The 24,871-nt window shown below is 54.2% G+C and carries 21 protein-coding genes; 17 read left to right on the top strand and 4 right to left on the bottom strand.

Going from position 1 to position 24,871, the window contains the following annotated elements; translation table 11 throughout:
• Nucleotides 1-9: 9 nt before the first annotated feature.
• The 4 genes from RT120_RS18335 to map form a co-directional block, all read right to left on the bottom strand.
• Nucleotides 10-396 carry a DUF3461 family protein gene (locus tag RT120_RS18335; protein WP_125293607.1) on the bottom strand — a complete coding sequence of 129 codons (387 nt, stop codon included), beginning with the start codon at nt 394-396 and terminating at the stop codon, nt 10-12.
• Nucleotides 397-504: 108 nt separating this feature from the next.
• A complete protein-coding gene (dapD, locus tag RT120_RS18330; RefSeq protein ID WP_161660827.1) occupies nt 505-1,329 on the bottom strand; it encodes a 2,3,4,5-tetrahydropyridine-2,6-dicarboxylate N-succinyltransferase in 825 nt (274 codons plus the stop codon).
• Nucleotides 1,330-1,360: 31 nt separating this feature from the next.
• Entirely contained in the window at nt 1,361-4,036 is a 2,676-nt protein-coding gene (glnD, locus tag RT120_RS18325; protein ID WP_312984873.1) for a bifunctional uridylyltransferase/uridylyl-removing protein GlnD, read from the bottom strand.
• A 177-nt stretch (nt 4,037-4,213) separates the two neighbouring features.
• On the bottom strand, nt 4,214-5,008 hold the full coding sequence (gene map, locus RT120_RS18320) for a type I methionyl aminopeptidase (RefSeq protein ID WP_312984871.1): 795 nt from the start codon (nt 5,006-5,008) through the stop codon (nt 4,214-4,216).
• Between the two features lie 318 nt (nt 5,009-5,326).
• On the opposite strand from map, the gene rpsB reads away from it, so the two are divergent.
• The 17 genes from rpsB (at nt 5,327) to accA (ending at nt 24,778) form a co-directional block, all read left to right on the top strand.
• A complete protein-coding gene (gene rpsB / locus RT120_RS18315; protein ID WP_312984869.1) occupies nt 5,327-6,052 on the top strand; it encodes a 30S ribosomal protein S2 in 726 nt (241 codons plus the stop codon).
• 119 nt (nt 6,053-6,171) lie between these two features.
• Nucleotides 6,172-7,023: a translation elongation factor Ts gene (gene tsf, locus RT120_RS18310; protein ID WP_008501911.1), complete on the top strand. Its 852-nt coding sequence runs from the start codon at nt 6,172-6,174 to the stop codon at nt 7,021-7,023.
• 138 nt (nt 7,024-7,161) lie between these two features.
• On the top strand, nt 7,162-7,887 hold the full coding sequence (gene pyrH, locus RT120_RS18305) for a UMP kinase (RefSeq protein ID WP_125293603.1): 726 nt from the start codon (nt 7,162-7,164) through the stop codon (nt 7,885-7,887).
• Nucleotides 7,888-8,056: 169 nt separating this feature from the next.
• Complete coding sequence (gene frr / locus RT120_RS18300) at nt 8,057-8,614, top strand: ribosome recycling factor (RefSeq protein WP_002436957.1); 558 nt, start codon at nt 8,057-8,059, stop codon at nt 8,612-8,614.
• A gap of 126 nt (nt 8,615-8,740) precedes the next feature.
• A complete protein-coding gene (gene ispC, locus RT120_RS18295) occupies nt 8,741-9,937 on the top strand; it encodes a 1-deoxy-D-xylulose-5-phosphate reductoisomerase (protein WP_312984866.1) in 1,197 nt (398 codons plus the stop codon).
• A gap of 188 nt (nt 9,938-10,125) precedes the next feature.
• Nucleotides 10,126-10,884 carry a (2E,6E)-farnesyl-diphosphate-specific ditrans,polycis-undecaprenyl-diphosphate synthase gene (ispU, locus tag RT120_RS18290; RefSeq protein ID WP_312984864.1) on the top strand — a complete coding sequence of 253 codons (759 nt, stop codon included), beginning with the start codon at nt 10,126-10,128 and terminating at the stop codon, nt 10,882-10,884.
• A gap of 12 nt (nt 10,885-10,896) precedes the next feature.
• A complete protein-coding gene (gene cdsA, locus RT120_RS18285; protein WP_312984862.1) occupies nt 10,897-11,754 on the top strand; it encodes a phosphatidate cytidylyltransferase in 858 nt (285 codons plus the stop codon).
• Nucleotides 11,755-11,765: 11 nt separating this feature from the next.
• The gene (gene rseP / locus RT120_RS18280) at nt 11,766-13,118 is read left to right on the top strand and encodes a sigma E protease regulator RseP (RefSeq protein WP_312984860.1); all 1,353 of its coding nucleotides are present in this window, start codon (nt 11,766-11,768) and stop codon (nt 13,116-13,118) included.
• 31 nt (nt 13,119-13,149) lie between these two features.
• Complete coding sequence (bamA, locus tag RT120_RS18275) at nt 13,150-15,546, top strand: outer membrane protein assembly factor BamA (protein WP_312984858.1); 2,397 nt, start codon at nt 13,150-13,152, stop codon at nt 15,544-15,546.
• 119 nt (nt 15,547-15,665) lie between these two features.
• On the top strand, nt 15,666-16,160 hold the full coding sequence (gene skp, locus RT120_RS18270; RefSeq protein WP_312984856.1) for a molecular chaperone Skp: 495 nt from the start codon (nt 15,666-15,668) through the stop codon (nt 16,158-16,160).
• Nucleotides 16,161-16,163: 3 nt separating this feature from the next.
• Nucleotides 16,164-17,189, top strand: coding sequence for a UDP-3-O-(3-hydroxymyristoyl)glucosamine N-acyltransferase (lpxD, locus tag RT120_RS18265; protein ID WP_312984854.1), 1,026 nt, complete (start codon nt 16,164-16,166; stop codon nt 17,187-17,189).
• Between the two features lie 114 nt (nt 17,190-17,303).
• Nucleotides 17,304-17,759 carry a 3-hydroxyacyl-ACP dehydratase FabZ gene (fabZ, locus tag RT120_RS18260; RefSeq protein ID WP_002436969.1) on the top strand — a complete coding sequence of 152 codons (456 nt, stop codon included), beginning with the start codon at nt 17,304-17,306 and terminating at the stop codon, nt 17,757-17,759.
• A 3-nt stretch (nt 17,760-17,762) separates the two neighbouring features.
• On the top strand, nt 17,763-18,551 hold the full coding sequence (gene lpxA / locus RT120_RS18255; RefSeq protein ID WP_312984852.1) for an acyl-ACP--UDP-N-acetylglucosamine O-acyltransferase: 789 nt from the start codon (nt 17,763-17,765) through the stop codon (nt 18,549-18,551).
• Nucleotides 18,551-19,699, top strand: coding sequence for a lipid-A-disaccharide synthase (lpxB, locus tag RT120_RS18250; protein ID WP_312984850.1), 1,149 nt, complete (start codon nt 18,551-18,553; stop codon nt 19,697-19,699). The genes lpxA and lpxB overlap by 1 nt, the downstream gene beginning before the upstream one ends.
• Complete coding sequence (rnhB, locus tag RT120_RS18245; RefSeq protein WP_312984848.1) at nt 19,696-20,292, top strand: ribonuclease HII; 597 nt, start codon at nt 19,696-19,698, stop codon at nt 20,290-20,292. Before lpxB ends, rnhB begins: the two co-directional genes overlap by 4 nt.
• Before the next feature lie 31 nt (nt 20,293-20,323).
• Nucleotides 20,324-23,806, top strand: coding sequence for a DNA polymerase III subunit alpha (gene dnaE, locus RT120_RS18240; protein ID WP_312984846.1), 3,483 nt, complete (start codon nt 20,324-20,326; stop codon nt 23,804-23,806).
• 12 nt (nt 23,807-23,818) lie between these two features.
• Nucleotides 23,819-24,778, top strand: a complete 960-nt coding sequence (gene accA / locus RT120_RS18235) for an acetyl-CoA carboxylase carboxyl transferase subunit alpha (RefSeq protein WP_312984844.1) — start codon at nt 23,819-23,821, stop codon at nt 24,776-24,778.
• Nucleotides 24,779-24,871 lie beyond the last annotated feature (93 nt).

Below are 24,871 nucleotides of genomic sequence, written 5' to 3'. Positions count from 1 at the left end.
CTGAGAGAATTATTTACGGGTGAGTTTTTCCAGATCGGCTTCGATTTCGTTGATCTTATTGGTAACCACGCTTTCGAGATGACGCAAATCGTCGAGGATCTTACGTTTTAAATCCACTTCAGTACGGTCGCGCATGCAGATCTGATCCAGCTCATCGATCACGTAACGCAGATTTGGGCTGATCTCCTGTACTTCTTTGTAACCTTGCCCTACGCCATCAGCCACCACGGTTTTGCGCTGGCGTGGATATTTAAACTTCACGCTCTTGGCAAAAAACTCGCCTTTATCCTTACGAAAGTAGATTTTCAGGATGTCGTTGTTGGCTTCCTGCCGGAGGCTGTACCGGTCAATCTCTTCAGGATTCGTGATCCCCAGACTCTTCAGATTATCGTACATAGCGGTATCCTTAGCGAAACATTAACCCAGAAATAATTAATGAAATAATCCGTTAATGCCACAACCGGGTACAAAAAAGGCGGGTTATCCCGCCTTTTTTATTCATCTTTAGTCGATAGTGCGAAGCAGCTCATTAATGCCCACTTTGCCGCGCGTTTTGGCATCGACTTTTTTGACGATTACCGCACAGTATAGGCTGTATTTGCCGTCTTTCGAAGGCAGGTTGCCGGAGACCACCACGGAGCCCGCCGGTACGCGGCCATAATGCACTTCGCCGGTTTCACGATCGTAAATACGGGTGCTCTGGCCGATGTACACGCCCATGGAGATCACTGAACCTTCTTCCACGATCACGCCTTCCACCACTTCAGAACGCGCACCGATAAAGCAGTTGTCTTCAATGATGGTCGGGTTAGCCTGTAACGGTTCCAGTACGCCGCCGATGCCTACGCCGCCGGAGAGGTGAACGTTTTTACCGATCTGCGCGCAGGAGCCGACGGTCGCCCAGGTATCAACCATGGTGCCTTCATCCACGTAAGCGCCGATGTTGACATAGGACGGCATCAGCACGGTGTTGCGGGCGATAAACGCGCCCTGGCGCACCGCTGCCGGCGGCACCACGCGGAAACCTTCTTTCTGGAAACGCGCCTGATCGTAGTCGGCGAATTTCATCGGCACTTTATCGAAGTAGCGGCTTTCCGCACCGTCGATGACCTGGTTGTCGTTGATGCGGAAAGAAAGCAGCACCGCTTTTTTCAGCCATTGATGCGTCACCCACTGGCCGTCGATCTTCTCCGCCACGCGCAGCGCGCCGGAGTCAAGAAGCGCGATAACCTGGTTCACCGCTTCACGGGTAACGGTATCCACATTGGCGGGAGTGATGTCGGCGCGACGCTCGAAAGCGGCTTCAATAACGTTTTGTAACTGCTGCATTGTCTCTATCCATATTGCGTAAAAAAATTCGTTACCCTTTATCGTTTGGATTGAGGGCGGCTGTCAACCGTTGTTGCACCTCTTGCTGCAGGGCATTATTAAGGGCACGCCGGTCCGCATTCGCGATTATAAATAAATCTTCTACTCGCTCACCAATTGTCGTAATTCTCGCCCCGTGAAGCGAAATTCCCAGGTCCGCGAACACCTGGCCGACGCGCGCCAGAAGCCCAGGCTGATCGAGGGCGATCAATTCCAAAAACGATTTTCGGTCGGTATGGGTCGGCAGAAAATTGACCTCGGTATCCACGGTAAAGTGGCGCAGTTTGGCCGCCTGGCGACGCGGCTGCGGTGGATGCCAGGTACGCTGGGTAATCGCCTGCTCCAGGCCGTAGCGAATCGCTTCGTGGCGATCTGCCGCCAGCGGTTTGCCGTCCGGCTCCAGCACAATAAAGGTATCCATCGCCATGCCGTCGCGGGTGGTGAAGATCTGCGCATCGTGCACGCTGAGGTTGCGCCGGTCGAGTTCCGCACAGACGGCGGCAAACAGATAAGGACGGTCCGGGCTCCAGATGAAGATTTCGGTGCCGCCGCGCGTCGCCTGCGGGCTCAGCAGGATTAACGGCTTGCTGAGATCGTGTTGCAACAGGTGGCGCGCGTGCCAGGCAAGCTGGTTCGGGCTGTGGCGAACAAAGTAGTTGGCCCGGCAGCGAGCCCAGATGCGGTGCAGCGCCTCTTCATCAATATTATCCATGCGCAGCAGCGCCAGCGCCTGAAGCTGGTGATGGCGCACCCGCTCGCGCATATCCGGCGTGTTCTGCATCCCGCGCCGCAGTTGTTTTTCGGTGGCGAAATAGAGTTCGCGCAGCAGGCTTTGCTTCCAGCTGTTCCATAGGGTTTCGTTGGTGGCGCAAATATCTGCCACCGTCAGGCAAACCAGGAAGCGCAGACGGTTTTCGGTTTGCACCTCTTCGGCAAATTGTTTGATTACTTCCGGATCCTGAATATCCCGGCGCTGGGCAGTAACCGACATCAGCAGATGATGACGTACCAGCCACGCCACCAGTTGCGTTTCCCGTGAGTTCAGGCCATGAAGTTCGGCGAACTTCAGCACGTCCTGCGCGCCCAGTACTGAATGGTCGCCGCCGCGGCCTTTGGCGATATCGTGGAACAGCGCGGCGATCAGGATCAGCTCCGGATGGGTGAGGCGCGGCCACAGCTCCACGCATAAAGGATGCTTCAGGCGCGTCGCTTCCAGCGCGAAGCTTTCCAGTTTTTGCATCACCCGGATGGTGTGTTCATCCACCGTATAGGCGTGGAACAGGTCGAACTGCATCTGGCCGACGATATGCGACCACTGCGGCATATAGGCACCGAGCACGCTGTGGCGGTGCATTGGCAGCAGCCCACGGCTCACCGCGCCCGGATGGCGCAGCATCGATAAAAACAGGCTGCGGGCTTCCGGGATATAACACAGCGGTTCGGTTAGATGACGGCGCGCGTGGCGCAGATGGCGCAGCGTGGTGGAGTAAATGCCGGTGATGTCGCGGTTGCGCACCATGGCGTAGAACATCCGCAAGATAGCCTGCGGCTCGCGGATAAACAGGCTTTCATCACGCAGATCGATAAGCGTGCCGCGTAACTGGAAATCATCATCCAGCGGACGCGGCTTTTCATCGGCGGGCAGCGCCAGAATCGCCTCATCAAACAGCTGTAACAGCATATGGTTCAACTCGCCGACCCGGCGCGTCACCCGGTAAAAATCTTTCATCATCTGCTCAACGGGCTCATTGCCGTCGCCCTGATAGTGCAGACGCTGGGCCACGCTAAGCTGACGATCGAACAGCAGGCGGTTGTCATAGCGATTGAGTTCCAGATGCAGCGCGAAGCGAATGCGCCACAACACGTGCTGGCACTCATCCAGCTCGTTGCGCTCGGCCTCGGTCAAAAAGCCGAAGCCGACCATTTCGCTCAGCGACGTCGCGCCGAAGTGCCGCCGCGCCACCCACTGTAACGTGTGGATATCGCGCAGGCCGCCAGGGCTGCTTTTAATGTCAGGCTCAAGGTTGTAGCTGGTGCCGTGGTAGCGCTTATGGCGCTCCTGCTGTTCGTCGACTTTGGCGGCAAAAAAGCGCTCGGAAGGCCAGAACCCTTCTGAAAAGATATGCTTATGAAGTTCAAGAAACAGCGCCACGTCGCCGGTTAACAGCCGGGATTCAATCAGGTTAGTGGCGACGGTGAGATCGGACAGCCCTTCCAGCAGGCACTCTTCAAGGGTGCGCACGCTGTGGCCTACTTCCAGTTTTACGTCCCACAGCAGGGTTAGTAGCTCGCCGACTTTCTGCGACTGCGCCTCGCTTAACCGCTTGCGGCTCAGGATCAGCAAATCGATATCGGATAAAGGATGCAGTTCGCCGCGCCCGTAGCCGCCCACCGCGACTAACGCCGCTTCGCTCAGTTCGCCGAAACCGTATTCAATCCACAGGCGCTGTAGCAACTGGTCAATGAATTCAGTACGCGCCTCAATCAGCGTTTCTGCGGATAGCCCGCTGTCGAAGGCGCTTGCCAACCACTGCTGGAATTCATCGATATGCGCTTTGATGGCCTGGCAGTGCAGGTCCGCCTGCGGCCAGACGCCAGGGTTATCAGGCTGGCCGGGCAGGGTGGGGATAATGGTGCTGACAAAGGGTTCAGGTAAGGTATTACTCATGGCGCCACCCTAAAGAAAATAAGTTTGCCCAAGGGTTCAATGAACCCGGGTCTGTGACAACAAAGTAAAAAAGTTACGCGCAAATAGAAAGGATCATTTTGTGATGGGCGAGGGCAACGGCGGAATACGGGGTTAAAGATAAAAAAATGGCCCTGAAACAGGGCCATTTTTGTGCGCTTACGCGTCGGCGGTCAGTACGGCCGGGATGGTGTCATCTTTACGCAGCGTCAGGATCTCGCAACCGGTTTCGGTCACCACAATCGTGTGCTCGTACTGCGCTGACAGGCTGCGGTCTTTGGTTTTTACCGTCCAACCGTCTTTCATGGTGCGGATGCGGTAATCGCCCGCATTGACCATCGGCTCGATAGTAAAGGTCATACCGGCCTGCAACACCACGCCGCCGTCGTCAGCATCATAGTGCAGCACCTGTGGCTCTTCGTGGAACACGCGGCCAATGCCGTGACCGCAATATTCGCGCACCACGGAGAAACCCTCCGCTTCGACGAATTTCTGGATCGCCGCGCCCAGCGTGCGCAGACGGATACCCGGCTTCACCATACGCAATGCCAGGTAGAGGCTCTCCTGGGTGACGCGGCACAGGCGCTCGCCCAGGATGGTCGGTTTGCCGACGATAAACATTTTCGAGGTGTCGCCGTGGTATTCATCTTTGATCACGGTAACGTCGATGTTGACGATGTCGCCGTCTTTCAGCACTTTTTCATCGTCGGGAATGCCGTGGCACACCACTTCGTTAATCGAGATACAAACCGATTTCGGAAAACCGTGGTAATCGAGACACGCGGAAACCGCGTTTTGGGTGTTGACGATATAATCGTTGCAGATCCGGTCGAGTTCGCCGGTACTGATCCCTGGCTTAACGTGAGGTTCGATCATCTCCAGCACCTCGGCGGCGAGGCGGCCGGCGATGCGCATTTTTTCGATTTCGTCAGGGGTTTTAATAGAAATAGCCATGAATAAAGTCCGCTGTTGTCGTTGCGTCGACAAGAATTATGCAAGTAATAGCAATGTTAACAGGGCGGCTGGGTTGAGCCAAATTCAGTTTATCGAGACTAACGCAGCGTGAACTACTGTTGGTGTCTTAACGGGTTTTATGGTATAAAGCGCGCCGGACTTCTGTTCCGCATTTACTACACGCTGCGGCGCAGAAGCGACACTCTCACTATGTGTAACAACACACACGTATCGGCACATATTCCGGGGTGCCCTTCGGGGTCGGTAATATGGGATACGTGGAGGCATAACCCCAACTTTTATATAGAGGTTTTAAACATGGCAACTGTTTCCATGCGCGACATGCTCAAGGCTGGTGTTCACTTCGGTCACCAGACCCGTTACTGGAACCCGAAAATGAAGCCGTTCATCTTCGGTGCGCGTAACAAAGTTCACATCATCAACCTTGAGCAAACTGTACCGATGTTCAACGACGCCCTGGCTGAGCTGAACAAAATTGCTGCTCGCAAAGGCAAAATCCTGTTCGTTGGTACTAAACGCGCTGCAAGCGAAGCTGTGAAAGAAGCTGCCGAAAGCTGCGACCAGTTCTTCGTAAACCACCGCTGGTTGGGTGGCATGCTGACTAACTGGAAAACCGTTCGTCAGTCCATCAAGCGCCTGAAAGATCTGGAAACTCAGTCTCAGGACGGTACTTTCGAAAAGCTGACCAAGAAAGAAGCGCTGATGCGCACCCGTGAGCTGGAAAAACTGGAAAACAGCCTGGGCGGTATTAAAGACATGGGTGGCCTGCCGGACGCTCTGTTTGTTATCGATGCTGACCACGAACACATCGCTATCAAAGAAGCAAACAACCTGGGTATCCCGGTATTTGCTATCGTTGATACCAACTCCGATCCGGATGGCGTTGATTTCGTTATCCCGGGTAACGACGATGCGATCCGTGCTGTTACCCTGTACCTGAACGCTGTAGCGACTACCGTTCGCGAAGCACGCTCTCAGGACCTGGCTTCTCAGGCTGAAGAAAGCTTTGTAGAAGCTGAATAATAAGGTTTTAGCCCTTATTTGACCGTGTATAGATAGGGGCCTTTTTATGGCCCCTTTTTCTCTTTTATATTTGCCTGGCGTTAGCCGCCGGGCAAATCAAATCTCCCGAGGATTTTAGAATGGCTGAAATTACCGCATCCCTGGTAAAAGAGCTGCGTGAGCGTACTGGCGCAGGCATGATGGATTGCAAAAAAGCGCTGACTGAAGCTAACGGCGACATCGAGCTGGCAATCGAAAACATGCGTAAATCCGGCGCGATCAAAGCGGCGAAAAAAGCAGGTAACGTTGCCGCTGACGGCGTGATCATCACTAAGATCGACGGCAACTACGGTATCATTCTGGAAGTTAACTGCCAGACTGACTTCGTTGCTAAAGACGGTGGTTTCCAGGCGTTCGCGAACAAAGTTCTGGACGCAGCGGTTGCAGGCAAAATCACTGACGTTGAAGTTCTGAAAGCACAGTTCGAAGAAGAGCGTGTTGCCCTGGTTGCTAAAATCGGTGAGAACATCAACATCCGTCGCGTTGCTTCCCTGGAAGGCGACGTTCTGGGTTCTTACCAGCACGGCGCGCGTATCGGCGTTCTGGTTGCTGCTAAAGGCGCTGACGAAGAGCTGGTTAAACAGCTGGCTATGCACATCGCTGCAAGCAAGCCGGAATTCGTTAAGCCGGAAGACGTGTCTGCTGAAGTGGTAGAAAAAGAGTACCAGGTTCAGCTGGACATCGCCATGCAGTCTGGCAAGCCGAAAGAAATCGCAGAGAAAATGGTTGAAGGCCGCATGAAGAAATTCACCGGCGAAGTTTCTCTGACTGGCCAGCCGTTCGTAATGGACCCGAGCAAATCTGTTGCCCAGCTGCTGAAAGAGCACAACGCTGACGTAACTGGCTTCATCCGCTTCGAAGTGGGCGAAGGCATCGAGAAAGTTGAGACTGACTTCGCAGCAGAAGTTGCTGCAATGTCCAAGCAGTCTTAATGCAGTAAGGAGCCGCCTGAGGGCGGCTCTGTTTTATCAGTTAAACATTCAGTTTGCTCCCAATGCGCGCGAACTGAAAAGCGGCATATCATGTCGCCTCCAAACCATCCCATTCGTTGACAGTTCCAGGAAAGAAACATGGCTACCAATGCAAAACCCGTCTATAAACGCATTCTGCTCAAGCTGAGTGGCGAAGCACTGCAAGGGGCAGAGGGCTTCGGTATTGATGCGAGCATACTGGATCGCATGGCGCAGGAAGTTAAAGAGCTGGTTGAGCTCGGCGTCCAGGTCGGTGTGGTGATCGGTGGCGGTAACCTGTTCCGTGGAGCAGGGCTGGCGAAAGCGGGCATGAACCGTGTGGTTGGCGATCATATGGGTATGTTGGCGACTGTGATGAATGGCCTGGCGATGCGCGACGCGCTGCACCGCGCCTATGTTAACGCGCGCCTGATGTCCGCCATTCCGCTGAACGGCGTATGCGATAATTACAGCTGGGCGGAAGCCATCAGCCTGCTGCGCAACAATCGCGTGGTGATCCTGTCTGCGGGCACCGGCAATCCGTTCTTTACCACCGACTCCGCAGCCTGCCTGCGCGGCATCGAAATCGAAGCCGATGTGGTACTGAAAGCCACCAAAGTGGACGGCGTGTTCTCCGCCGACCCGATGAAAGATCCAGCGGCGACCCTGTACGATCAGTTGAGCTATCAGGAAGTGCTGGAAAAAGAACTGAAAGTCATGGATTTAGCGGCGTTTACGCTGGCCCGTGACCACAAAATGCCAATCCGCGTGTTCAATATGAACAAGCCGGGCGCGCTGCGCCGGGTGGTGATGGGTGAAAAAGAAGGCACATTAATCACGGAATAATTTCCGTAAGCGACAATTCCGGGTAAAATTCCGTTTCATTGTCGGTTCAGTTGGCGGATTATCTGCCGGGTGCCATGAATTAATCGGGCTATACTTATCACACTGCGTTTCACGTCGTCAGGCGAGCGTGTGTGGCCTGCCCAACTATCAGTTTTCAAGGACTCGTAACGTGATTAGCGAAATCAAAAAAGATGCTGAAGTGCGTATGGAAAAATGCGTCGAAGCATTCAAAAACCAAATCAGCAAAATCCGTACTGGCCGTGCTTCCCCAAGCCTGCTGGATGGTATCATCGTAGAATACTACGGCACGCCAACGCCTTTGCGTCAGCTGGCGAGCGTTACTGTAGAAGACACCCGTACTCTGAAGATCAACGTATTTGATCGTTCAATGGGTCCTGCGGTTGAGAAAGCGATTATGGCGTCTGACCTCGGTCTGAATCCAAGTTCTGCAGGTTCTGATATCCGTGTTCCGTTGCCTCCGCTGACCGAAGAGCGTCGTAAAGACCTGATTAAAGTGGTGCGCGGCGAAGCCGAGCAGGCGCGTGTTGCGGTGCGCAACGTGCGTCGTGATGCCAACGATAAAGTGAAAGCGCTGCTGAAAGATAAAGAGATCAGTGAAGACGACGATCGCCGTTCCCAGGACGACGTTCAGAAAGCTACTGATGCCGCTATCAAGAAAGTAGATGCCGCGCTGGCAGAGAAAGAAACTGAGTTAATGCAGTTCTAATTTCTCGTCTTGCGAATGTGAACGCCGTACAGGAAAGCCGCTTAGCGGTGTTTTCTTACGGCGTTTTGCATTTAATCCACGCCTAAAACGCGTGATGACTTTTCCCTTTTCCTCACCGAGCGCCTGATGAAGCATTTGACCATTCTTGGCTCTACCGGATCTATCGGTTGCAGCACTCTTGACGTTGTTCGCCACAACCCACAACAGTTTGCCGTTACCGCGCTGGTGGCGGGCAAAAACGTAACGCGTATGGCCGAGCAGTGCCTGGAATTCACCCCGCGCTTTGCGGTAATGGATGATGACGCCAGCGCTATGGCGCTGAAATCGTTGCTGCGTGAAAAGGGGAGTGCGACCAAGGTGCTGTCCGGGCGGCAGGCGGCCTGCGATATGGCCGCGCTCGATGACGTCGATCAGGTGATGGCGGCGATTGTCGGCGCGGCCGGATTATTACCCACGCTGGCGGCGATCCGCGCCGGTAAAGCGATCTTGCTGGCGAATAAAGAATCGCTCGTTACCTGTGGCCGATTGTTCATGGATGCCGTTAAGCAGAGCGGCGCCCGCCTTCTGCCGGTAGACAGCGAGCATAACGCCATTTTTCAGAGTTTACCGGAAACAATCCAGCGCCAACTGGGGTACGCTGACCTTGAGGAAAATGGCATTTCGTCGATTATCCTTACCGGGTCGGGCGGGCCTTTTCGCGAAACCGCACTGGCTGAACTGGCAGGTATGACGCCGGATCAAGCCTGTCGGCATCCGAATTGGTCAATGGGGCGTAAAATCTCCGTTGATTCCGCCACGATGATGAACAAAGGTCTCGAATATATTGAAGCCCGCTGGTTATTCAATGCGCCAGCCAGTCGTATGGAAGTGCTGATCCATCCGCAGTCTGTGATTCATTCGATGGTTCGCTACGTGGATGGCAGCGTGCTTGCACAACTGGGGGAGCCGGATATGCGCACCCCTATCGCCCATACCATGGCCTGGCCGGCGCGCGTCAGTTCCGGCGTGAAACCGTTGGATTTCTGCAAAGCGGGTCCGTTAAGTTTCATTGAGCCTGACTACCAGCGCTACCCGTGCTTAAAACTGGCGATGGATGCATTTGAGCAAGGCCAGGCGGCAACCACCGCCCTGAACGCCGCGAATGAAATTACCGTGCAGGCTTTCCTCGAAAAGCAGATTCGCTTCACTGACATCGCTGCGCTTAACGCCCAGGTTTTGGGCATGATGGCGTTGTCTGAACCCACCTCGGTGGACGCGGTAGTAAGCGTTGATGAGGAAGCGCGCAAGGTTGCGCATCAGGAAGTGATGCGCTTCGCAAGCTGATGATTATTCATCCCACAAAGGCCGTGCTATTTGTTAGCGTCTGGCTTCAGTGATATAGTCTGCGCCACCCTAATAGGGGGTAAAAGGCTGTAAAGGCCGGGTTCGCCGTGGTAAACACGGCGTTTTTGTGTAGAGGCTTCAGTATTTCTGAGTACCGTTTACTCCTTATCGGGAAATAAGAACGCGTTATGTTGTCTGCGAATCAACCAGTAAACGAAAATCTGCCTGCTTCAGGGGCCCGCCACGTCGCTATTATTATGGATGGCAACGGGCGCTGGGCGAAACGGCAAGGAAAAATCCGCGCCTTTGGCCATAAAGCGGGGGCGAAGTCGGTTCGCCGCGCCGTTTCGTTTGCTGCGAATCATGGTATTGATGCGCTGACTCTGTATGCATTCAGCAGTGAAAACTGGAATCGACCGGCTCAGGAAGTGAGCGCCTTGATGGAGCTTTTTGTCTGGGCATTAGACAGTGAAGTGAAGAACTTACATCGTCATAACGTTCGCCTGCGCATTATTGGCGATACCCGTCGATTCAACACCCGTTTGCAAGAGCGTATTCATAAAGCCGAAGCCTTAACCAGTAAAAATACCGGCCTTACGCTCAACATCGCCGCGAATTATGGCGGACGTTGGGATATTATTCAGGGAGTACAGCGTTTAGCTGAGCAAGTGCAGGAAGGGCTGTTACGCCCCGATCAGATTAGTGAGGATTTGCTCAGCGAGCAGATCTGCATGCATGAGCTGGCTCCCGTTGATTTAGTGATTAGGACAGGGGGAGAGCATCGTATTAGTAACTTTCTGATTTGGCAGATTGCCTATGCGGAACTTTATTTTACCGATGTTCTTTGGCCTGATTTTGATGAACAAGACTTTGAAGGTGCATTGAATGCCTTTGCCAATCGTGAGCGTCGGTTTGGTGGGACTGTGTCCGGTGACAATGAAGCCTGATGGGGGTAGCTTTTGCTGAAGTATCGCCTGATTTCTGCTTTCATTTTAATTCCGGTCGTCATTGCCGCACTTTTCTTATTGCCGCTGATTGGCTTTGCTATCACCACGCTGGTGGTGTGCATGCTGGCGGCCTGGGAGTGGGGGCAACTGAGCGGGTTTGTTAACCGTACGCAGCGGGTATGGCTGGCGGTGCTTTGTGGCCTCTTGCTTTCATTGATGTTGTTCACACTGCCTGAGTATTCCCATGGGGTCGACCTCGCGGTAGTACAGGGTTCATTGTGGCTTTCGCTTTTCTGGTGGGTTGCTGCGTTACTGTTGGTGCTTTTTTATCCAGCCTCTGCCGCCTTCTGGCGTAACTCTAAAGCCTTGCGACTCGCTTTCGGATTAATGACCATCGTGCCTTTCTTCTGGGGTATGGTGGCGTTGCGCGGCTGGCATTACGATACCAATCATTACTATGGCGCAGTATGGCTACTGTACGTGATGATCCTGGTATGGGGTGCGGACTCCGGCGCGTATATGTTTGGTAAACTGTTCGGCAAACATAAGCTTGCACCCAAAGTTTCCCCGGGGAAAACCTGGCAAGGCTTTATCGGCGGGCTGTTTACTGCAGCGGTGATCTCCTGGATTTACGGCATGGTGTTCAATCTTGAAGTCACGCTGTCTACCCTGCTTATCTGCTCGGTGGTTGCCGCGCTGGCTTCAGTACTGGGCGATTTAACGGAAAGCATGTTCAAGCGCGAAGCCGGGATTAAAGACAGTGGAAATCTGATCCCCGGCCACGGCGGCATTCTCGATCGTATCGATAGCCTGACGGCTGCCGTACCGGTGTTCGCGTGTCTGATGCTGTTAGTTTTCAGAACGATTTAACGGAATAATCTATGTTGAGCATTCTCTGGAATTTGGCCGCTTTCATCATCGCACTGGGTGTTCTGATTACCGTGCATGAGTTTGGCCATTTCTGGGTGGCTCGCAAAGCGGGCGTACGTGTTGAACGCTTCTCTATCGGCTTCGGTAAAGCCCTGTGGCGCCGTACCGACCGCCAGGGCACAGAATACGTTATTGCCGTTATCCCTCTCGGGGGATATGTCAAAATGCTGGATGAGCGCGTTGAAACGGTTATTCCGGAAATGCGCCACCAGGCTTTCAACAACAAAACCGTCGGTCAGCGCGCAGCGATTATCGCAGCAGGTCCGATAGCGAACTTCCTGTTTGCTATCTTCGCTTACTGGCTGGTTTTCATGATCGGCATTCCCAGCGTTAAACCGGTAATTGGCGAAATAACGCCCAACTCTATCGCGGCCCAGGCACAAATTGCGCCTGGCATGGAACTTAAATCCGTTGAGGGTATCGAAACGCCTGATTGGGATAGCGTTCGTCTTGAGCTGGTGGCAAAAATCGGCGATGACAGCGTTAAGTTAGGCGTTGGACCGTTTGGCAGCCACCAACAAACCGACAAAACGCTGGATTTGAAGAACTGGCATTTTGAACCCGATAAACAAGATCCGGTGGCTTCTTTAGGCATCCGTCCCTACGGGCCGAAGATTGAACCGGTGCTGGCTGAAGTCCAACAGGATTCCGCTGCCAGTAAAGCGGGTTTGCAAGCGGGCGACAGGATCGTTAAAGTCGATGGTCAGCCGCTGGCGAACTGGATGGCTTTCGTCACGTTGGTGCGCGATAACCCCGCGCAGAAGCTGGTGGTAGAGATTGAACGGCAGGGGAGTCCCTTGTCGTTAACCCTGATCCCGGATACAAAAGCCGGTGATGGGAAGGCTGAAGGGTTTGCCGGCGTGGTGCCGAAAGTGATCCCGCTGCCAGAAGAGTATAAAACAGTGCGCCAGTATGGGCCGTTTGCCGCTATTATCGAAGCCACGGACAAAACCTGGCAGTTGATGAAGCTGACGGTCAATATGCTGGGGAAATTGATAACCGGTGATGTCAAACTGAACAACCTCAGTGGGCCAATTTCGATTGCTCAAGGGGCAGGGATGTCAGCGGAGTATGGGTTGATTTATTACCTGATGTTCTTAGCGCTGATTAGCGTGAACTTAGGGATAATCAATCTGTTCCCGTTACCCGTTTTGGACGGTGGGCATTTGCTCTTTTTAGCGATAGAGAAGCTGAAGGGCGGGCCGGTTTCCGAGCGAGTTCAAGACTTTAGTTATCGCATTGGCTCTATTTTGCTGGTGCTGTTAATGGGGCTTGCACTTTTCAATGATTTCTCTCGGTTATAGAGAGCCAGGTTAGGAAGAGCGCATTACAACGATGGCGATTAAAAAATTGCTCATAGCGTCGCTGCTGTTCAGCAGCGCTACTGTATACGGTGCAGACGGTTTCGTAGTGAGAGATATTCATTTCGAAGGGCTGCAGCGAGTCGCCGTTGGTGCGGCCCTCCTCAGCATGCCGGTCCGCGTCGGTGATACGGTTAATGATGAAGACATCAGTAACACGATCCGTTCGCTCTTTGCCACAGGCAACTTTGAAGACGTTCGCGTACTGCGCGACGGCGATACGCTGCTTGTCCAGGTAAAGGAACGGCCTACCATTGCCAGCATCACGTTCTCCGGCAACAAGTCGGTTAAAGACGACATGCTGAAGCAGAACCTGGAGGCTTCCGGCGTACGCGTCGGCGAATCTCTTGACCGCACCACCCTTGCCGACATCGAAAAGGGTCTGGAAGATTTCTACTACAGCGTGGGTAAATACAGTGCGAGCGTTAAAGCCGTTGTCACTCCGCTGCCGCGTAACCGCGTGGACTTGAAACTGGTCTTCCAGGAAGGCGTTTCCGCCACCATCCAGCAAATCAACATTGTGGGTAACCACGCGTTCACCACCGAAGAACTGATTTCTCACTTCCAGTTGCGCGACGAAGTGCCGTGGTGGAACGTGGTGGGCGATCGTAAATACCAGAAGCAAAAACTCCAGGGCGACCTTGAAACCCTGCGCAGTTACTATCTGGATCGCGGCTATGCGCGTTTCAACATTGATTCGACCCAGGTTAGCCTGACGCCGGACAAGAAGAGCATCTACGTGACCGTTAACGTCACCGAAGGCGATCAGTACAAAATTTCCGGCGTTGAAGTGAGCGGCAACCTGGCCGGTCACTCCGCAGAAATCGAAACGCTGACCAAAATGCAGCCGGGCGAGCTCTATAACGGCACCAAAGTGACCAAAATGGAAGATGACATTAAAAAGCTTCTTGGTCGCTATGGTTACGCCTACCCGCGCGTGCAAACCCAGCCTGAAATTAACGAAAATGACAAAACGGTTAAACTGCATGTGAACGTCGATTCGGGCAACCGCTTCTACGTGCGCAAAATCCGTTTTGAAGGTAACGACACGTCTAAAGATGAAGTTCTGCGTCGTGAAATGCGCCAGATGGAAGGCGCATGGTTGGGCAGCGATTTGGTCGACCAGGGTAAAGAGCGTTTGAACCGTCTGGGCTACTTTGAAACTGTGGATACCGACACCCAACGTGTGCCGGGCCAGCCGGATCAGGTAGACGTGGTCTATAAAGTGAAAGAGCGTAACACCGGTAGCTTCAACTTTGGTGTGGGCTACGGTACCGAAAGCGGCGTCAGCTTCCAGGTGGGTGTGCAGCAGGATAACTGGCTAGGTACCGGCTATTCTGTCGGCATTAACGGCACCAAAAACGACTATCAGACCTATTCTGAATTCTCCGTCACTAACCCGTACTTCACGGTAGATGGTGTTAGTCTTGGCGGACGTATTTTCTATAATGACTTTAAAGCGGACGACGCCGATCTGTCCTCCTACACCAACAAAAGTTATGGTGTGGATGGCACGCTGGGCTTCCCGATCAACGAATACAACACGTTGCGTGCAGGTGTAGGCTACGTCCATAACGACCTGTCGAACATGCAGCCGCAGGTTGCGATGGATCGTTATCTTGATTCGCTTGGCCAGAAAGATGGCAGCGATCGCGGCTTTACCGCCGATGATTTCACCTTCAACTACGGCTGGACCTATAACAAGTTGGACCGCGGCTTCTTCCCGACCGAGGGTTCGCGCGTTAACCTGAACGGTAAAGTTACGATCCCGGGCTCGGATAACGAGTTCTATAAGCTCACTCTCGATACGGCGACCTATGTGCCGATTGACGATGACCACAAATGGGTGGTTCTGGGCCGTACCCGTTGGGGCTATGGCGATGGACTGGGCGGCAAAGAAATGCCGTTCTATGAAAACTTCTATGCGGGTGGTTCCAGCACCGTACGTGGTTTCCAGTCTAACAACATCGGTCCTAAAGCGGTTTATAAAGGCCCGAACGAAGATAACTGCGAAAATAGCGCATACTGTTCATCTGACGATGCGGTAGGTGGGAACGCGATGGGTGTCGCCAGCCTCGAATTCATCACCCCGACGCCGTTCCTCAGCGATAAATATGCGAACTCGGTACGTACTTCGCTGTTTGTTGATGCAGGTACCGTGTGGGATACCAACTGGGATAACACCGCGGATATGCGTGCGGCAGGCGTCCCGGACTACAGCGATCCCGCCAACATCCGTATGTCTGCGGGTATAGCCTTACAGTGGATGTCACCATTGGGTCCGCTGGTGTTCTCTTACGCGCAGCCGTTTAAAAAGTATGATGGAGACAGTGCAGAACAGTTCCAGTTTAACATCGGTAAAACCTGGTAATTGTTTGTTGCGAAGGAATGCATTGGCAGTGTAGCGATGACTTGAGACGGGTGTTTCACCCGTCAGGCCACGCAAAGAACGGTACCTTCGGGTACTAATGGGATGGTAAGGAGTTTATTGTGAAAAAGTGGTTATGTGCTGCAGGTCTCGGTTTAGCAATGGCAGCGTCCGCTCAGGCGGCAGATAAAGTTGCTGTTGTGAACATGCAAAGTCTGTTTCAGCAGGTTGCTCAAAACACTGGCGTATCTAAAACGCTGGAAAATGAGTTCAAAAGCCGCGGAAGCGAACTGCAACGTCAAGAAAGCGATCTGCAGACCAAAATGCAGCGTTTACAGCGTGACGGTTCCACGATGAAAGCGAGCGATCGTACCAAGCTGGAAAAAGACATCATGTCTCAGCGCCAGGCTTTCGGTACTAAAGCCCAGCAGTTTGAGCAGGACCGTGCGCGCCGTTCTAACGAAGAACGTGGCAAGCTGGTTTCCCGTATTCAGGCAGCAGTGAAAAAAGTTGCAGCCGACCAGGATGTCGATTTGGTGCTGGACGCCAATACCGTTGTGTATAACGGTAGCGATGTAAAAGACATCACCGCTGATGTACTGAAACAGGTTAAATAAGTAATGCCTTCAATTCGACTGGCTGATTTAGCCCAACAGTTGGATGCAGAACTGCACGGTGATGGCGATATCGCCATCACTGGCGTTGCTTCAATGCAATCTGCGGGTGAGGGTCAAATCACCTTCATGGTAAATCCCCGTTACCGTGAACATCTGGCTGCATGCCAGGCGTCTGCCGTTGTGATGACCGCAGACGATCTTCCTTTCGCCAAAAGCGCGGCGCTGGTAGTGAAAAATCCCTACCTGACCTATGCGCGCATGGCCCAAATTCTTGATACCACGCCTCAGCCTGCGCAGAATATCGCGCCCAGCGCAGTCATTGACGCCAGCGCGAAACTGGGCAACAACGTCTCCGTTGGCGCGAATGCGGTTATCGAATCCGGCGTAGAGCTGGGCGATAACGTGATTATTGGCGCGGGTTGCTTCATCGGTAAAAATACACGCATTGGCGCGGGTTCGCGTCTGTGGGCGAATGTCAGCATCTATCATGAGATCCAGATCGGCGAACAGTGCCTGATCCAGTCCAGCACTGTGATCGGCGCGGATGGCTTTGGCTACGCTAACGATCGCGGCAACTGGATTAAGATCCCGCAGCTTGGACGGGTAATCATCGGCGATCGCGTTGAGATCGGCGCATGCACCACCATTGACCGTGGCGCGCTGGATGACACCATTATCGGCAACGGCGTGATCATTGATAACCAGTGTCAGATTGCGCATAACGTCGTGATTGGCGACAATACCGCGGTTGCGGGTGGCGTCATTATGGCGGGTAGCCTGAAAATTGGTCGTTACTGCATGATTGGCGGTGCCAGCGTAATCAACGGTCATATGGAAATTTGCGACAAAGTTACTGTGACCGGTATGGGCATGGTGATGCGTCCTATTTCTGAGCCTGGCGTGTATTCTTCAGGTATTCCGCTACAGCCTAATAAGGTTTGGCGTAAAACAGCAGCGTTGGTAATGAACATTGATGAAATGAATAAACGCCTGAAAGCTGTTGAGCGGAAAGTCATTAAAGAAGACTGACGCCCTCTGGCTAACGCCTGCATACGACAAAGTTAAGCGGCCTGTTGGCATTCTCTGGATTGCCGCAGGCCGTGTTATTATTGCCATTTAGTATATTTAGACAGGACCAGTATCTTGACTACTGACACTCATACTCTGCACATCGAAGAGATTTTAGAGCTTCTCCCGCACCGTTTTCCGTTCCTTTTAGTGGATCGCGTGCTGGATTTTGAAGAAGGTCGCTTCCTGCGGGCAGTCAAAAACGTTACGGTAAACGAACCGTTTTTCCAGGGCCACTTCCCTGGTAAACCGATTTTCCCAGGTGTGCTGATTCTGGAAGCGATGGCGCAGGCCACCGGTATCCTGGCATTTAAAAGCGTGGGTAAACTGGAACCGGGCGAGCTTTACTACTTTGCGGGTATCGATGAAGCACGTTTTAAACGTCCGGTAGTGCCGGGCGACCAGATGATTATGGAAGTCACCTTTGAGAAAACCCGCCGAGGCCTGACGCGCTTTAAGGGCGTCGCTCTGGTCGATGGCAAAGTTGTCTGCGAAGCGACGATGATGTGCGCGCGCAGCCGGGAGAGCTGATACGTGATTGATAAAACTGCCTTTGTTCATCCCTCTGCCATTGTGGAAGACGGTGCCGTTCTCGGCGCTAACGTTCACATTGGTCCGTTTTGCATCGTCGGTCCATATGTTGAGATCGGTGAAGGTACTGTTCTGAAGTCTCATGTCGTCGTTAACGGCCATACCAAAATTGGTCGTGATAATGAGATCTATCAGTTCGCATCCATTGGCGAAGTAAACCAGGATTTAAAATACGCTGGCGAACCAACCCGTGTGGAAATCGGCGACCGTAACCGCATCCGCGAAAGCGTAACCATTCATCGTGGAACCGAGCAAGGCGGCGGCCTGACGAAGGTAGGCAGCGATAACCTGTTGATGATCAACGCACACGTTGCGCATGATTGTACTGTAGGTAACCGCTGTATCCTGGCTAACAATGCGACGCTGGCCGGGCACGTATCGTTGGGTGATTTCGCTATCATCGGCGGCATGACAGCGGTGCATCAGTTCTGCATCATTGGCGCGCACGTGATGGTCGGCGGCTGCTCCGGCGTTGCCCAGGACGTCCCTCCGTATGTGATTGCCCAGGGTAACCACGCGACGCCGTTTGGCGTCAACATTGAAGGGCTTAAGCGCCGCGGCTTTAGTCGTGAAGCAATTATCGCGATCCGCAACGCGTACAAATTACTGTACCGCAGCGGGAAAACGCTGGATGAAGCAAAACCGGAGATCGCCGCGCTGGCGGAGCAACATCCCGACGTGCAGGCGTTCACCGAGTTCTTTGAACGTTCAACGCGCGGTCTGATTCGTTAATGGCTGTAAAACGACCCTTAACGATTGCCCTCGTCGCCGGAGAAACCTCCGGCGATATTCTTGGTGCTGGCCTGATCCGCGCATTAAAAGCGCGCGTTCCGGATGCGCGCTTTGTCGGTGTTGCGGGTCCCCGTATGCAGGCAGAAGGCTGTGAAGCTTGGTACGAAATGGAAGAGCTGGCCGTGATGGGCGTGGTGGAAGTATTAGGCCGCCTGCGCCGCCTGCTGCATATTCGTGCCGATCTCACCCGCCGTTTCACCGAGCTTAAGCCGGATGTGTTTGTCGGCATTGATGCGCCGGATTTCAATATTACCCTTGAAGGCAACCTGAAAAAGCAGGGTATCAAAACCATTCATTACGTCAGCCCATCAGTGTGGGCGTGGCGTCAAAAACGGGTTTTCAAAATCGGCAGAGCAACCGACCTGGTGCTGGCGTTTCTGCCTTTCGAAAAAGCGTTTTACGATCGCTTCAATGTGCCGTGCCGTTTTATTGGTCATACTATGGCTGATGCGATGCCGCTGGACCCGGATAAACAGGCGGCCCGCGCGGTGCTGGGCATTCCTGAGGATGCTCACTGCCTGGCGCTGTTACCGGGTAGCCGTGGCGCAGAAGTGGAAATGCTTAGCGCTGATTTCCTGAAAACAGCGCTGCTGCTGCGCGAACGCTTCCCCGATTTGCAGGTGGTCGTTCCGCTGGTCAATGCGAAGCGCCGCGAGCAGTTTGAAAAAATTAAGCAGGACGTCGCGCCAGATATGCAAATCCATTTGCTGGATGGCATGGGGCGCGAAGCGATGATCGCCAGCGATGCCGCGTTGCTGGCGTCCGGCACCGCCGCGCTGGAGTGTATGCTGGCGAAGTGCCCGATGGTGGTGGGCTATCGCATGAAGCCGTTCACCTTCTGGCTGGCGAAGCGCCTGGTCAAAACCGATTATGTCTCGCTGCCTAATCTGCTGGCGCGGCGCGAACTGGTTAAAGAACTGCTTCAGGACGAATGTACCCCGCAAAACTTGTACGCCGCGTTGCTGCCATTGTTAGACCGCGGCGCGAAGAGCGAGCAGATGCATGAAACCTTCCGTCAGTTGCATCAGCAAATTCGTTGCAATGCCGACGAGCAGGCGGCGGATGCGGTACTGGAGTTAGCCCAATGATCGAATTTATCTATCCGCACACCCAGCTTGTGGCAGGTGTGGATGAAGTCGGACGCGGCCCGCTGGTGGGCGCAGTGGTTACGGCGGCGGTGATTTTAGATCCCAGTCGGCCGATCCCCGGGCTTGCCGACTCCAAAAAGTTATCTGAAAAGCGTCGTCTGGCGCTGTTTGATGAAATCACAGAAAAAGCGCTGTGCTGGAGCCTGGGCCGGGCTGAACCGCATGAAATCGACGAGTTGAATATTCTGCACGCTACCATGCTGGCGATGCAGCGCGCGGTTGCCGGGCTGTCGGTGACGCCAGAGTATGTGCTGATCGACGGAAACCGTTGCCCGCAACTGCCGATGCCGTCAATGGCAGTAGTGAAAGGCGATAGCCGGGTGGCGGAAATCAGTGCAGCATCAATACTTGCCAAAGTCACGCGCGATGCGGAAATGGCGGCGTTGGACATCAGCTTTCCGCAATACGGTTTTGCTCAACACAAGGGCTACCCTACCGCCTTCCATCTGGAAAGGCTGGCTGAGCACGGCGCGACAGAACATCATCGCCGCAGTTTCGCGCCGGTGAAACGCGCTCTCAATCTGGTGTCTTAAGCACCACGCACAGAATTATTCGGATACTAAGATGGCTGAACCTCGTTTTGTGCACCTGCGGGTGCACAGTGACTATTCCATGATCGATGGGCTTGCCAAGACGGGGCCGCTGGTGAAAAAGGCGGCCTCTCTGGGGATGCCTGCGCTGGCGATCACCGACTTCACCAACCTGTGCGGTCTGGTTAAGTTTTACGGGGGCGCACACGGCGCGGGCATGAAGCCGATTATCGGCGCGGATTTCAACGTTCATAACCCAATCATGGGCGATGAGCTTAATGAAATTACCGTCCTGGCCGCGAACAATGACGGCTACCAGAATCTTACGTTACTTATCTCGCGCGCTTACCAGCGCGGCTATGGTGCCGCCGGGCCGTTTATCGACATCGACTGGCTGGCGGAACTTAATCATGGCCTGATCCTGCTCTCCGGGGCGCGCAACGGCGACGTCGGGAAAAGTTTGCTGCGCGGCAATATGGCGCTGGTGGATCAGTGCCTGGGTTTCTATCAGCAGTATTTTGCCGACCGGTTTTATCTGGAGCTGATCCGCACCGGGCGCACCGATGAAGAGCGCTATCTGCACGCCGCCGTCGCGCTGGCGGAAGAGAAGGGCGTGCCGGTTGTCGCCACCAACGATGTGCGTTTTATCGATACCGGTGATTTTGACGCCCATGAAATCCGCGTCGCCATTCATGACGGTTTTACCCTCGACGATCCTAAACGCCCGCGCAACTACTCAACGCAGCAATATATGCGCAGCGAAGAGGAGATGTGCGAGCTGTTCGCGGATATCCCGGAAGCGCTGGAAAACAGCGTTGAGATTGCCCGGCGCTGTAACGTCACGGTGCGCCTCGGCGAGTATTTCTTGCCGCAGTTCCCCACCGGCGACATGACCACCGAAGATTTCCTGGTGGCGAAGTCAAAAGAAGGTCTGGAAGAACGTCTGGAATTCCTGTTCCCGGACCCGGAAGAACGGGCGAAGCGCCGCCTTGAATACGATGAACGTCTGGACATTGAACTCCAGGTGATCAACCAGATGGGTTTCCCTGGCTACTTCCTGATCGTGATGGAGTTTATCCAGTGGTCGAAAGATAACGGCGTGCCGGTTGGTCCTGGCCGTGGCTCCGGCGCAGGTTCGCTGGTGGCCTATGCGCTGAAAATCACCGACCTCGACCCGCTGGAATTCGATCTGCTGTTCGAACGCTTCCTGAACCCGGAACGTGTCTCGATGCCCGACTTCGACGTCGATTTCTGTATGGAGAAGCGCGATCAGGTTATCGATCACGTGGCGGAGATGTACGGGCGCGAGGCGGTATCGCAGATTATCACCTTCGGAACCATGGCCGCGAAAGCGGTGATCCGCGACGTGGGCCGCGTACTGGGCCACCCGTACGGCTTCGTTGACCGCATTTCCAAGCTGGTGCCGCCCGATCCGGGTATGACGCTGGCGAAAGCGTTTGAGGCCGAGCCGCAACTGCCTGAAATTTATGAAGCTGACGAAGAGGTCCGGGCGCTGATCGACATGGCGCGCAAGCTGGAAGGGGTCACCCGTAACGCCGGTAAACACGCGGGCGGCGTGGTGATTGCGCCGACCAAAATTACCGACTTCGCGCCGCTGTATTGCGACGAAATGGGCCAGCATCCGGTCACCCAGTTCGATAAAAACGACGTGGAATACGCGGGCCTGGTGAAGTTCGACTTCCTGGGGCTGCGCACGCTGACCATCATCGACTGGGCGTTGAAGATGATCAACCCGCGCCGGGCGAAGCAGGGCCTGGAGCCCATCGATATCGCCGCCATCCCGCTCGATGACAAGAAAAGCTTCGATATGCTGCAACGCTCGGAAACCACGGCGGTATTCCAGCTTGAATCGCGCGGCATGAAAGATCTGATTAAGCGTCTTCAGCCTGACTGCTTTGAAGATATGATCGCACTGGTGGCGCTGTTCCGTCCGGGGCCGCTGCAATCGGGCATGGTGGATAACTTTATCGACCGTAAACATGGCCGTGAAGCCATCTCCTACCCGGATATCCAGTGGCAGCATGAAAGCCTGAAGCCAGTTCTGGAGCCGACCTATGGCATCATCCTGTATCAGGAACAGGTGATGCAGATTGCTCAGGTGCTGTCGGGTTATACCCTGGGCGGCGCGGATATGCTGCGTCGCGCCATGGGTAAAAAGAAACCCGAAGAGATGGCCAAACAGCGCTCGGTATTTGAAGACGGCGCGAAAAATAACGGCGTTGACGGCGAACTGGCGATGAAAATCTTCGACCTGGTGGAGAAATTCGCGGGTTATGGATTTAACAAATCGCACTCGGCGGCCTATGCTCTGGTATCCTACCAAACGCTTTGGCTGAAGGCGCATTACCCGGCGGAGTTTATGGCGGCGGTAATGACGGCGGATATGGATAACACCGACAAAGTGGTGGGACTGGTGGATGAGTGCTGGCGCATGGGGCTCAAAATCCTGCCGCCGGACATCAACTCCGGGCTGTATCATTTCCACGTTAACGATGACGGGGAGATTGTTTACGGCATCGGCGCGATTAAAGGCGTGGGCGAGGGGCCAATTGAAGCCATCATTGAGGCGCGTAACAAGGACGGTTATTTCCGCGAACTGTTTGACCTGTGCGCGCGCACCGACACCAAAAAGCTCAACCGCCGGGTGCTGGAAAAGCTGATTATGTCCGGGGCATTTGACCGCCTGGGCCCGCACCGCGCCGCGCTGATGAACTCATTGGGCGACGCGTTAAAAGCGGCGGATCAGCACGCTAAAGCCGAAGCCATCGGTCAGGCGGATATGTTTGGCGTACTGGCGGAAGAGCCGGAACAGATTGAAAAATCTTACGCTAACTGCCAGCCGTGGCCGGAGCAAACGGTACTGGACGGCGAGCGGGAAACCCTGGGTCTTTACCTGACCGGGCACCCCATCAATCAGTATCTGAAAGAAATTGAACGCTATGTCGGCGGCATGCGTCTGAAAGATATGCACCCGACAGAGCGTGGTAAAGTTATCACGGCTGCGGGGCTTGTGATTGCTTCGCGGGTTATGGTCACCAAGCGCGGCAATCGTATCGGCATCTGTACCCTGGATGACCGCTCCGGGCGTCTTGAGGTGATGTTATTCACCGATGCGCTGGAGAAATACCAGCATCTGCTGGAACAAGACCGGATCCTAATCGTCAGCGGACAGGTCAGCTTTGATGACTTCAGCGGAGGCCTTAAAATGACCGCCCGCGAAGTGATGGACATTGCAGACGCCCGCGAAAAGTATGCGCGTGGGCTTGCTATCTCGCTGACGGACAGGCAAATTGATGACCAGCTTTTAAACCGACTCCGTCAGTCTCTGGAACCCCATCGTTCGGGAACCATTCCAGTACATCTCTACTATCAGAGGGCGGATGCGCGCGCGAGGTTGCGTTTTGGCGCAACGTGGCGTGTCTCTCCGAGCGATCGTTTACTTAACGATTTGCGTGGCCTGATAGGTTCGGAGCAGGTGGAACTGGAGTTTGACTAATACAGGAATATTATGAGTCTGAATTTCCTTGATTTCGAACAGCCGATTGCCGAGCTGGAAGCGAAAATCGATTCCCTGACCGCAGTAAGCCGTCAGGATGAAAAACTGGATATTAACATCGACGAAGAAGTGCATCGTCTGCGTGAAAAAAGCGTAGAACTGACGCGTAAAATCTTCGCCGATCTGGGGGCATGGCAGGTTGCGCAGCTGGCGCGCCATCCACAACGTCCGTATACCCTCGATTATCTGCGTTTAGCTTTCGACGATTTCGACGAACTGGCTGGCGACCGCGCCTATGCGGATGACAAAGCCATCGTTGGCGGTATTGCGCGTCTGGACGATCGTCCGGTGATGATCATCGGCCATCAGAAAGGCCGTGAAACCAAAGAGAAGATCCGTCGTAACTTTGGTATGCCGGCACCGGAAGGCTATCGCAAAGCGCTGCGTCTGATGGAAATGGCTGAACGGTTTAACATGCCGATTATCACCTTCATCGACACCCCTGGCGCGTACCCGGGCGTGGGCGCGGAAGAGCGCGGCCAGTCTGAAGCTATCGCACGTAACTTGCGTGAAATGTCGCGTCTTAAAGTGCCGGTCATCTGCACCGTTATCGGTGAAGGCGGTTCCGGCGGCGCGCTGGCGATTGGTGTGGGCGACAAAGTCAACATGCTGCAATACAGCACCTATTCGGTAATTTCGCCGGAAGGCTGCGCGTCCATTCTGTGGAAAAGCGCCGATAAAGCGCCGATTGCCGCAGACGCCATGGGCATTATTGCGCCGCGTCTGAAAGAGCTGAAGCTGATCGATACCGTGATCCCGGAGCCGCTTGGCGGCGCACACCGTAATCCGGAAGTGATGGCGGAATCTCTGAAAGCACAGCTGCTGGCCGATCTGGCCGATCTCGACGTGCTGAGCAAAGAAGAACTGCTGGATCGTCGCTATCAGCGTCTGATGAGCTACGGCTACGCATAATCTGCGGGTCACACATTCTGAAAAGGGTCGCGTAAGCGGTAATGCCGATCAGTTAAGGATCGGTTGACCGATCCGGCAGTTGTGCAAAAATCC

Source organism: Atlantibacter sp. (assembly GCF_032062175.1).
Taxonomy (GTDB): domain Bacteria; phylum Pseudomonadota; class Gammaproteobacteria; order Enterobacterales; family Enterobacteriaceae; genus Atlantibacter.
The sequence above is the reverse complement of the archived record's forward strand: the minus strand, read 5'-3'. Positions and strand labels throughout refer to the sequence as shown.

Coding starts and splice junctions, on each gene's coding strand:
- tsf (WP_008501911.1), top strand. CDS start 6,172: ATGGCTGAAATTACCGCATCCCTGGTAAAAGAGCTGCGTGAGCGTACT.
- RT120_RS18335 (WP_125293607.1), bottom strand. CDS start 396: ATGTACGATAATCTGAAGAGTCTGGGGATCACGAATCCTGAAGAGATT.
- rseP (WP_312984860.1), top strand. CDS start 11,766: ATGTTGAGCATTCTCTGGAATTTGGCCGCTTTCATCATCGCACTGGGT.
- ispU (WP_312984864.1), top strand. CDS start 10,126: ATGTTGTCTGCGAATCAACCAGTAAACGAAAATCTGCCTGCTTCAGGG.
- accA (WP_312984844.1), top strand. CDS start 23,819: ATGAGTCTGAATTTCCTTGATTTCGAACAGCCGATTGCCGAGCTGGAA.
- pyrH (WP_125293603.1), top strand. CDS start 7,162: ATGGCTACCAATGCAAAACCCGTCTATAAACGCATTCTGCTCAAGCTG.
- dapD (WP_161660827.1), bottom strand. CDS start 1,329: ATGCAGCAGTTACAAAACGTTATTGAAGCCGCTTTCGAGCGTCGCGCC.
- lpxD (WP_312984854.1), top strand. CDS start 16,164: ATGCCTTCAATTCGACTGGCTGATTTAGCCCAACAGTTGGATGCAGAA.
- glnD (WP_312984873.1), bottom strand. CDS start 4,036: ATGAGTAATACCTTACCTGAACCCTTTGTCAGCACCATTATCCCCACC.
- map (WP_312984871.1), bottom strand. CDS start 5,008: ATGGCTATTTCTATTAAAACCCCTGACGAAATCGAAAAAATGCGCATC.
- dnaE (WP_312984846.1), top strand. CDS start 20,324: ATGGCTGAACCTCGTTTTGTGCACCTGCGGGTGCACAGTGACTATTCC.
- ispC (WP_312984866.1), top strand. CDS start 8,741: ATGAAGCATTTGACCATTCTTGGCTCTACCGGATCTATCGGTTGCAGC.
- rnhB (WP_312984848.1), top strand. CDS start 19,696: ATGATCGAATTTATCTATCCGCACACCCAGCTTGTGGCAGGTGTGGAT.
- lpxB (WP_312984850.1), top strand. CDS start 18,551: ATGGCTGTAAAACGACCCTTAACGATTGCCCTCGTCGCCGGAGAAACC.
- bamA (WP_312984858.1), top strand. CDS start 13,150: ATGGCGATTAAAAAATTGCTCATAGCGTCGCTGCTGTTCAGCAGCGCT.
- rpsB (WP_312984869.1), top strand. CDS start 5,327: ATGGCAACTGTTTCCATGCGCGACATGCTCAAGGCTGGTGTTCACTTC.